This is a genomic window from Helicobacter burdigaliensis, from assembly GCF_003670295.1.
Classification (GTDB): Bacteria; Campylobacterota; Campylobacteria; order Campylobacterales; family Helicobacteraceae; genus Helicobacter_D; species Helicobacter_D burdigaliensis.
Map to the genome: position 1 here is coordinate 1 of NZ_QXJG01000036.1, position 9,230 is coordinate 9,230.

At 34.1% G+C, this 9,230-nt stretch carries 8 protein-coding genes; 5 read left to right on the forward strand and 3 right to left on the reverse strand.

Features of this window, described 5'->3' with window-relative positions; all coding sequences use genetic code 11:
* A partial coding sequence (locus tag EBF09_RS09405) for a hypothetical protein (RefSeq protein WP_232817715.1) occupies positions 1–292 on the forward strand: 292 nt, incomplete at its 5' end.
* Between the two features lie 486 nt (positions 293–778).
* Here EBF09_RS09405 and uvrB read toward each other — a convergent pair.
* Complete coding sequence (gene uvrB, locus EBF09_RS08805; RefSeq protein ID WP_121764733.1) at positions 779–2,755, reverse strand: excinuclease ABC subunit UvrB; 1,977 nt, start codon at positions 2,753–2,755, stop codon at positions 779–781.
* A 107-nt stretch (positions 2,756–2,862) separates the two neighbouring features.
* Here uvrB and EBF09_RS08810 point away from each other — a divergent pair, with 107 nt between their 5' ends.
* The 3 genes from EBF09_RS08810 to EBF09_RS08820 are packed head-to-tail and all read left to right on the forward strand — an operon-like array spanning position 2,863 to position 5,186.
* Positions 2,863–3,096, forward strand: coding sequence for a hypothetical protein (locus EBF09_RS08810; protein WP_111229631.1), 234 nt, complete (start codon positions 2,863–2,865; stop codon positions 3,094–3,096).
* On the forward strand, positions 3,096–3,332 hold the full coding sequence (locus EBF09_RS08815) for a hypothetical protein (RefSeq protein ID WP_121764734.1): 237 nt from the start codon (positions 3,096–3,098) through the stop codon (positions 3,330–3,332). Before EBF09_RS08810 ends, EBF09_RS08815 begins: the two co-directional genes overlap by 1 nt.
* Positions 3,333–3,341: 9 nt before the next feature.
* Positions 3,342–5,186, forward strand: coding sequence for a primosomal protein N' (locus tag EBF09_RS08820; RefSeq protein ID WP_121764735.1), 1,845 nt, complete (start codon positions 3,342–3,344; stop codon positions 5,184–5,186).
* A gap of 22 nt (positions 5,187–5,208) precedes the next feature.
* On the opposite strand, the gene murD is transcribed toward EBF09_RS08820, so the two are convergent.
* Together murD and mraY are read right to left on the reverse strand one after the other, a co-directional pair.
* Positions 5,209–6,423, reverse strand: a complete 1,215-nt coding sequence (gene murD, locus EBF09_RS08825; protein ID WP_121764736.1) for a UDP-N-acetylmuramoyl-L-alanine--D-glutamate ligase — start codon at positions 6,421–6,423, stop codon at positions 5,209–5,211.
* 12 nt (positions 6,424–6,435) lie between these two features.
* Positions 6,436–7,494, reverse strand: a complete 1,059-nt coding sequence (gene mraY, locus EBF09_RS08830; protein WP_121764738.1) for a phospho-N-acetylmuramoyl-pentapeptide-transferase — start codon at positions 7,492–7,494, stop codon at positions 6,436–6,438.
* A gap of 79 nt (positions 7,495–7,573) precedes the next feature.
* Between mraY and gpmI the strand changes: the two genes are divergently transcribed.
* On the forward strand, positions 7,574–9,040 hold the full coding sequence (gene gpmI / locus EBF09_RS08835) for a 2,3-bisphosphoglycerate-independent phosphoglycerate mutase (protein ID WP_121764737.1): 1,467 nt from the start codon (positions 7,574–7,576) through the stop codon (positions 9,038–9,040).
* Positions 9,041–9,230: the final 190 nt, after the last annotated feature.

The following is a 9,230-nucleotide window of genomic DNA, read 5'->3' on the forward strand; positions in this document are numbered from 1 at the left end:
CAAAGCATTTGTGTGGTGGTTTAATAAAAGTTTGCTATCTGTCACTGCGAGAGGTTGTAAAACATCGTGGCAGTCTAAATGTTTTACCTTTAAGGGTTGCTCTTTAGATTTGCACTACACTTCGTTTGTGGATAGCTTGACTTGTATGCTTCGGCACAATGTGCCTCGCAATGACAAAGTGAATAACAAGACTTTATATAAAAAGTATTTTGAGAGTGGCTTGGGTAAGCTTTTATTAATAAAAGCAAGGGCGCCCACCGCCACGAACAAAATTGCTTTTTGTATAAAGTAAAAGTGTAAGTTTGTTGATTAAAAGAATAAAAAGAAATAATTTAGATTCTTTGGCAAACTTTTTAGATTGCTTCGGCACAATGTGCCTCGCAATGACAAAAGGAAGTGGTTTTGTAAGGGCAAAGGAAAGGTGCTCTTTATTGTAAAAGAATTCTCGTGGCGATTGGGAATTTTACTTGTAAAATCGAGGGCTCCCACTCTCGCCTAAGAGAATTACTTTTGAATAAAGAGTTTAGGAGAATAGAAAGATTAAAAAGAAATACTTTAGGTTTGTTTTGAATCACAAAAAGTATAAATAAACTATATAAGGGTTCTTTCTCCCATTTAGAACCCTCTTGTAGTTTATTAGTTTTAAGAGTTTTATTCATAAAAAGTCACAAGAAGTTATTTGGCTTCTTTTGGTTTTGTTATTGATTTAAACTTGTAAGGGATTCCATTTAAAACTTTGTTTTTCTATGATGATAAACTTTGCTTTAAGAAAATGTATTTACATATTTTTAAATTTTAAAATCTCATCTCTTAGTCTTGCTGCTTCTTCAAAATCAAGTCTTTTAGCCGCTTCATGCATTTGTTTTGTGAGTTCTTTTGTGAGCTTTTCTCTTTCAATTTTTGGCATTTTCTCTTTTTTCTTGGCTTTTTCATAGAGCATTCCTAAATCTTGATTTTTTAAATCTTCATCTAGTTTTCGCTTAACACCTTGTGGAGTGATGTTGTGAAGTTTGTTAAATTCCTCTTGTTTTTTGCGTCTATAGTCGGTTACCTCCATTGCTTTTTGCATAGAGGGGGTGATTTTTTTAGCAAAGAGTAAAACCCTCCCATTTACATTTCTGGCAGCTCTTCCCATGGTTTGAATAAGGCTTGTTTCGCTCCTTAAAAATCCTTCTTTATCCGCATCTAAAATTGCTACAAGGGAAACTTCAGGTAAATCAAGTCCCTCACGCAAAAGATTAATCCCCACTAAAATATCAAATTCTCCTGCTCTTAATGCACGGATAATTTGATTGCGTTCAATTGCATCAATTTCAGAGTGCATATAACGCACCCTTAATCCTAAATCACTATAATAGCGTGTAAGTTCCTCTGCCATTTTTTTAGTAAGTGCAGTTACTAGGATTTTCTCTCCTCTTGCAATAACCTCTTTTGCTCTATCATAGAGAATCTCCACTTGTTTATCACAATCTAGCACCTCATAGATAGGATCCAAAAGTCCTGTTGGGCGGATTAGCTGTTCGGCTGTATGGGGGGCGCTAAGTTCTAGCTCTAGGGGCGCAGGAGTAGCTGAAACAAAAAGAAAATGGGGGGCTTTGTGGATAAACTCTTCAAACTGCAAAGGGCGGTTATCCAAGGCACTTGGAAGCCTAAAGCCATATTCTACAAGCACTTCTTTTCTGCTTCTATCTCCTGCATACATTCCACGAAATTGTGGCAAACTCACATGCGATTCATCTACGATGAGTAAATAAGGCTTGTTTTTTTGTGCAAAATAATCCAGCAAAGAATAGGGGGTTTCACCGGGTTTTTTACCTGTTAGGTGTCTAGCATAATTTTCAATTCCTTTGCAGATTCCAGTGGCACTTATCATCTCTAAATCAAATTCTGTGCGACTTTTTAAGCGTTCATATTCTACCATTTTGCCTTCACTTTTAAAAAAGGCTAGTCTTTGGTGTAGTTCTTCTTCAATGCTTTTAATTGCACTTTTAAGGCGTTCTTCTCCTACGATGAAAGGATTTGCAGCATAAAGCACAAAAGAATCTAATTTTTTAAGAGGTTTTTTCTCAATGGAATCTAAAATTTGGATACTCTCTAACTCATCGCCAAAAAATTCTAAGCGGATAATTTCTTCTTCACTATAAGCTGGAAAGATATCAATCACTTCGCCATTTACCCTAAAATCTCCCCTATCAAAAAAATTATCATTTCTTTTGTAGCCCATACTTACAAGCCTTAAAAGTAAGGGTTTTTGCACATAATTTACTCCCACTTCAAATTTTTCAATCATTTCTAAATATTCTTTTGGATTACCTAAACCATAATTTGCTGAAACTGAAGCAATCACAATGCTATCATCATAAGCCAAAAGCGAAGTGGTGGCTGAAAGTCTAAGGCGTTCTAGCTCATCATTAATGCTAGAATCTTTTTCTATGAATAAATCTTGTCTTGGTATGTAGGCTTCTGGCTGATAATAATCAAAGTGAGAAATAAAGTATTCCACATGATTTTTAGGAAAAAAGCCTTTAAATTCACTATAAAGTTGTGCACATAGAGTTTTGTTGTGGCTCATAATGAGGGTTGGCATTTGTAATTCTTGAATGATATGGGCCATACTATAAGTCTTTCCACTGCCTGTTACGCCGATTAGGGTTTGGTATTGGTTGCCTTCTTTTATGAAGTTGCTTAGGGTTTTGATAGCTTGTGGTTGATCTCCTGCGGGTTTATAAGGAGAGCTTAAAATTAGTTTTTGCATAAAATTCCTTGTGAAACTTTAAAAATAGTGAAAGAAATTTTAACAAATTTATGAAAATAATGCTAAAATTATGCAAAATATTCTAAATAAAATAAGGATTTGTAAAGATGGAAGAAACACAAAACATTTCAAATAGGCTTTTAGCAGGCATTGATGAGCTTGTAGCAGAGTTGCAAAAAATGCGTGAAGAAAATCAACAACTACGCCAACAAATCGTTCTTTTAAAAGCTGAAAATGAAGCCAAAAATACCGAAATTAGCTCTTTATATGATGAAATTTCCTCAAAAGAAAAAGAACTAGAGGGAGTTTTAGGTAAAATTCAAAATGTTCTTGGACGCTAATGGATACATTGCGTATTTCTATTATGGGGCGTTTTTTTGATATTCCAAAGGATAAGATTTCTAATGCCACGCTTCTTCGCATACAAAAACTTATGGATGTAAATAATACGATTAATCCATTAGATTTATTAAAAGAGTTTTTAGAATGTAGCGAGGAAAACACAAAACTAGAGAGTGTTTTAAAAGAAGCGAGTGAGAAAATCACAGATTACAAAGCCCAAAATCCACACGATTAAGCTCTTATCTTGCATTATTATCTAATCGCCCCTTTGGGGCTAAATTCCCCACTTTTAACTTATAAAGCTCAAAATTTTCTTCAAAAAGGTAGAATTGTAAAAATCTCTATCAAAAATAAAAATTATCAAGGAGTTGTGTTAAAAGAAGTAGAAAAACCAACTTATGAATGCAAGAATCTAGAAGAAAGTGAGGAGTATTTTTTACCCCATCAGTTAAAACTAGCAGAATTTATAGCAAGTTATTATTGCACTTCTTTAAATCTTTCCTATGCGCTCTTTGTGCCAAGTTCTATGAATGCTAAAAAAGCAACTTTGGAAGCAAAAGAAATTGCTTTAAAACCTCTTAATGCAAAGCAGAAAGAGGCTTTTTTGTTTTTAAAAAGTCAAAAAAGTGCGCTTTTGTTTGGCGATACTGGGAGTGGAAAGACAGAAATTTATATGCATTTAATGCAAGAAACCCTAAAAGAGGGCAAAAATATTATTTTTTTATTGCCTGAAATCTCTTTAACCCCTCAAATGGAAAAAAGGTTAGGGGAAGTTTTTGGGGATATTTTGGCGTTTTGGCATTCTAAGATTACTGCTAAAAGAAAAAATGAAATTTTAGAAAAGTTAAAAGAGGGTAAGATAAGAATTATCTCAGGGGCTAGATCAGCACTTTTCTTGCCTTTAGAAGAAGTGGGGCTTATTATCGTAGATGAAGAACATGATGATGCGTATAAATCTTCTCAAAGCCCAAATTATCATGCAAGAGATGTGGCGCTTTATTATGGGAATAAAATAGGTGCTAGAGTGATTTTAGGGAGTGCAACGCCTAGCTTAAATAGTTATTATAAAGCCAAAAATGAAGGAAGACTTTTTAGGTTAAAGGGTGGTTTTTATGCGACTAAAAGGAAATTTATTTTTGAAGAGAGTATGGGGGATTTTAGTTTTAATATTTTAGAGAAGTTAAGGAAGAATTTAGAGAGTAAAAAACAAGCAGTTGTTTTTTTGCCTACAAGGGCGAATTTTAAATATCTTCTTTGTAAAAAATGTGGAAGCAGTATGGAATGCCCAAATTGTAGTGTTACTTTAAGCTTGCATAAAAAAAGTAATGCCCTAAAATGCCATTATTGCAATTTTGCAACAAGGATTATGCAATCTTGTCAAAAATGTGGTGGCGAACTAGGGAGCTTTAGAATGGGGACGCAAGAGTTGATATTAGAGCTACAAGAACATTTAAAAGAAGCTAAGATTTGTGGCTTTGATAGAGATAGCATTACAACCCAAAAAAAGTTAAAAAATACATTAGATGCCTTTAATAAGGGCGAGATTGATATTTTAGTTGGCACACAAATGCTCTCAAAAGGACATGATTATCATAATGTGGCTTTAAGTGTTGTTTTGGGGATTGATTATCTTTTAAAAGGAGCTGATTTTAGAGCTAGGGAGAGAGCTACTTCTTTGCTTTTTCAAATTGCAGGGAGAAGTGGAAGAAAGGAAGATGGAGAGGTTTTGATACAAACTTTAAATAAAGAGTTTTTTATGCCAATTTTAGGGGATTATGAGAGGTTTTTAGAAGACGAGATTACTTATAAAATAGGGCTTTATCCACCCTTTATGCGTCTAGCACTTTTGCATTTTTCTAGCACAAATGAAAAAATAGCACAAGAAAATATGCAAAGGGCATTAAAAGATTTAGAATGTAAAGAAATAGAGATTGTAGGATATGGTAAAGCTCCCATTGAAAAAATTTCTAATAAATATAGATATGTGATTTTTGTGCGATCTTCTAGTGTGAGTGTGCTAAATAAGGCATTAAGAGAATTTGTGGATTATCCTTGCGTGATTGATGTAGATCCGCTAGATTTTAGTTAGCTAAAGCTAGGGGGGGCATAAATTAAGGTTTGAGTGCGAGCTTTACAAAGAGTTCCCCCCTTTGTTTGTAAGAGCTAAACTGATCTAGGCTTGCAGCAGCAGGAGAGAGCAAGGCAACACTTTGTAGATTATGCTCTTCTTTTAAAAGAGGCATTGCATTTTCTAGGGTGTAGCAAGGTTTGCATTCTATATTAAATCTTAGTGCCAAAGAGGTAATTTTTTTTGTATTTGTGCCAATGGCAAAGATTTTTATATTTAAATCTTTGGCTAAGTGAAATAAAGGCTCTAGGTTTGCCCCTTTGTCATCTCCGCCTAAAATGAGTAAGATTCTAAAATCTTTATAGCGTTTTAAGGCTTCTAGTGTGGCATCTACATTTGTGCCTTTACTATCATCTACATAAAGCCTATTTTCTTTATCTTTAAATTCTTCTAAGCGGTGTTTGCCTATTTTAAAAGAATTTAAAAGTGCATAATCTAGTGTGTTTAAAAGTATTTTTGTTGCACTTAAAGCTAGGAGGCTATCTAGCAAAAAGGGTTCTTTGAAATTTATTTTTTCTAAATCAATCTTAAAAGTTTCTGCCAAATCTTTAGAATCTTTATAAAAAATAAGAGTTGCAAGGCTTTTTTTGCAAAAAGGGTGGTTTTTTAAAGAAGCAGGGAGGATTGCTACTTCTTTATCTTGCATAGATAAAAGGGGTTTTAGCTTTGCTTCTTTATAAGCTTCAAAGCTTCCATGCCAACTAATATGATCTTCGCTAATAGGAAGCAAAAGATAAAGGTTTGGCTTAGCGATTTTTGTATAATGGAGTGTAAAAGAGCTTGTTTCTAGTATCCAAATTTTAGCATTTTGTGGCAATGCTGCAAGAGGTGTGCCGATATTTCCCCCACACACTGCACCAAACTTTTCTAAAAGATGTCCTAAAATCTGTGTGGTGGTAGTTTTACCATTTGTTCCGCTAATAAAAATGCTATAAGGCATACAAGAAGCAAAAAAATCATATTCGCTTATAGGGTTGCTTTGTGCTATCATGGGATTATAAGGAGGGATTCCCGGGCTTGTGATGATTGTAGAAACTTTGTGCTCTTTTAGGAATTGTGAAAGCAAGTTTGCAGGATATAGGAGGTTGTTAAATTCATCCTTGCTTTTAGTTTTAAAACTATCATCAAAAATTACACAAGGAGCAAATTTTTTTGCAATTTCTTTATTTGTAATTCCATAACCTAATAAAATATTCATATTTCCTCTTTTTTAGCGAATTTTTAGAGTTAAAAGTGCTATTAAATTACTCATTAAAGCTACAATCCAAAATCGCACAATAATTTTAGATTCGCTTAATCCTTTTTCTTCAAAGTGGTGGTGCAAAGGAGCCATTAAGAAAAGCTTTTTGCCTCTAGTTTTATAGCTTCCTATTTGTAAAATCACAGAAAGTGCCTCTAGGACAAACACAAAACCGATAATAAAAAGTAAAATTTCATTTTTAGAGATAATCGCACTATAAGCGATAAAGCCACCAAGTGCCAAGCTTCCACTATCTCCCATAAAAACTTGTGCGGGGTGGCAGTTATACCATAAAAAGCCTACTAAAGAGCCTACCAAAGAAGCGCTAAGGATTGCTACTTCTCCACTACCAATAATTTTAGGCCATAAAAGATAATTGCTAAGCCCAGAATGCCCTGCAATATATACAAAAATCCCTAAAGTTGTAATAGCATAAATTGAAGGGATTGCTACAAGTCCATCTAAGCCATCGGTTAGATTTACTGCATTGCTAGTAGCTACAAAAACTAAAATCCAAAAAAGAATGCTAAAAACTCCAAAATTCCATAGTTCATTCTTCATAAAAGGTAGGTAAAAAGAGCCTTCAAAACCGATTAAATAAAGCCCTAAGGAAAGAATAAAAGCACTTAAGATTTGCAAGGTAAATTTTGTTTTTGCACTCATTCCAGCATTTTTTTTACGCATCACTTTTGAAAAGTCATCTTGGATTCCTATAAGGCAAAAAAATACGATGCTTAGCAAACCAAAAATTACATAGGCATTGTTGAGTTTAGCACAGATTAAAGAGGCTATGAGAGTGGAGAGAATAAATACAATACCGCCCATTGTGGGGGTGTTAGATTTTTGTTGGTGGTTTTTGGGAGCAAATTTTGAAATGGGTTGATTGGCATTTTGTTTTTTTGCCCATAGAATATATTTTGGCATAAAAAACCAAGTGAGTAAAAATGCACCAAAAAATGCGATAGCAGCCCTAACTGTGATGTATTGAAAGATATTAATCTCAAAAAAAGAATACAAATAATAAAGCATTTTGTAAAACCCATGAAAAAAATTATAAAAAATTGGGTAGGATTCTATCATAAAATAACTTTAAAATACGGAAAAGAAGATGAAGAGCATTTTAATAATCACAGATGGAATAGGAGAGAGCAAGGAAGAGGAGTTTAATGCTTTTAAAAAGGCTAAAAAACCCACTTATGAGAGATTGTTTAAAGAAGTTCCTTATGGAATGATTAAAACTTATGGAATGTCTGTTGGCTTGCCACAAGGGCAAATGGGAAATTCTGAAGTAGGGCATATGTGCCTAGGGAGCGGGAGAATCCTCTATCAAGATTTGGTAAAAATCAATCAAGCTATTAGTAAAAATGAGCTTATGGAAAATCCTGCGCTAAATAGCCTTGAAGATTGCAGAAGAATCCATATTGCAGGATTAGCAAGTGATGGCGGGGTGCATTCGCATTTAGATCATATTTTGGCTTTAGCTATTGGATATGCGGATAAAAAAGAAGTTATTTTGCATCTAATTAGCGATGGAAGAGATGTGTTGCCAAGTAGTTTTGGAGGTTTTTTGGAGCAGATTTTAGAAAAGATTCAAGGAAAGAATATAAAGATCGCAACCCTTAGTGGAAGATTTTACGCAATGGATAGGGATAACCGCTGGGAGAGGGTGGAAGAAGCTTATAAGGCAATAGCTTGTGGGGGTAATTTGCAGACAATAAGCCCGCAAGATTATGTAAAAAAGCAATATGAAAATGAGATTTATGATGAGTTTTTAATCCCTGCTTCTTTTGAATATGAGGGGATAAAAAAGGGAGATGGATTTATTTTTGCAAATTTTAGAAGCGATAGAGCAAGAGAGATTGTAAGAGCTTTGGGAATGCAGGAGTTTAATGAATTTAAAAGACAAAATTATGTGCATATACCTTTAGTTACAATGTGTGAATATGATAAGACTTTTAATTTTCCTATACTTTTCCCTAAAGAACTTATTAAAAATACACTTGCAGAAGTGATTTCGAATCATCATCTTAGACAATTCCATACCGCAGAAACTGAAAAATATGCACATGTAACCTTTTTCTTTAATGGAGGAAAGGAAGAGCCTTATATTAATGAAAGTCGCTCTTTAATCCCTTCTCCTAAGGTAAAAACCTATGATTTAGCGCCACAGATGAGTGCCAAAGAAGTATGCGATGAGGTAATGGCAGCAATGGAGGCAGAATATGATTTTATTGTGGTTAATTTTGCAAATGGGGATATGGTAGGGCATACAGGAGTGCTAGAGGCTGCTATTAAAGCAGTAGAAGCAGTGGATATACAAATAGGGCGTATTTGGGAAAAAGCAAAAGAGCTAGATTATGCTTTTGTGCTTACAAGTGATCATGGGAATTGTGAAGAGATGAAAAATTCTAAAGGGGAGATTCTAACCAATCATACCATAGGAGAAGTTTGGTGCTTTATAGATGCACCAAAGGTAGAAAAAGTGCAAGATGGTGGGCTTAGCAACATTGCTCCTAGTATTTTAAAGCTTATGGGATTAGAGATACCAAAAGAGATGGATAAGCCCTTATTTTAATGTAAAAATATTAATAAGATTTTCATAAATAGCTTATTTATGAATATTTTTGACTGCAAGGTAGCTTGATAGCCTTGTGGTAGCAAGGGTGAAAAAATTTATCTCTTAAAAACTAAATCATAATTAATTTTCAAGCAATGTTAAAGAATAAAAGGTAGAATTCTATTTGGTTTTAAGCAGTATTTTTATT

Bases quoted from the DNA above. Each gene is read 5' to 3' on its own strand.
- murD (WP_121764736.1), bottom strand. From the start codon at position 6,423: ATGAATATTTTATTAGGTTATGGAATTACAAATAAAGAAATTGCAAAA.
- EBF09_RS08815 (WP_121764734.1), top strand. From the start codon at position 3,096: ATGGATACATTGCGTATTTCTATTATGGGGCGTTTTTTTGATATTCCA.
- EBF09_RS08810 (WP_111229631.1), top strand. From the start codon at position 2,863: ATGGAAGAAACACAAAACATTTCAAATAGGCTTTTAGCAGGCATTGAT.
- uvrB (WP_121764733.1), bottom strand. From the start codon at position 2,755: ATGCAAAAACTAATTTTAAGCTCTCCTTATAAACCCGCAGGAGATCAA.
- gpmI (WP_121764737.1), top strand. From the start codon at position 7,574: ATGAAGAGCATTTTAATAATCACAGATGGAATAGGAGAGAGCAAGGAA.
- mraY (WP_121764738.1), bottom strand. From the start codon at position 7,494: ATGCTTTATTATTTGTATTCTTTTTTTGAGATTAATATCTTTCAATAC.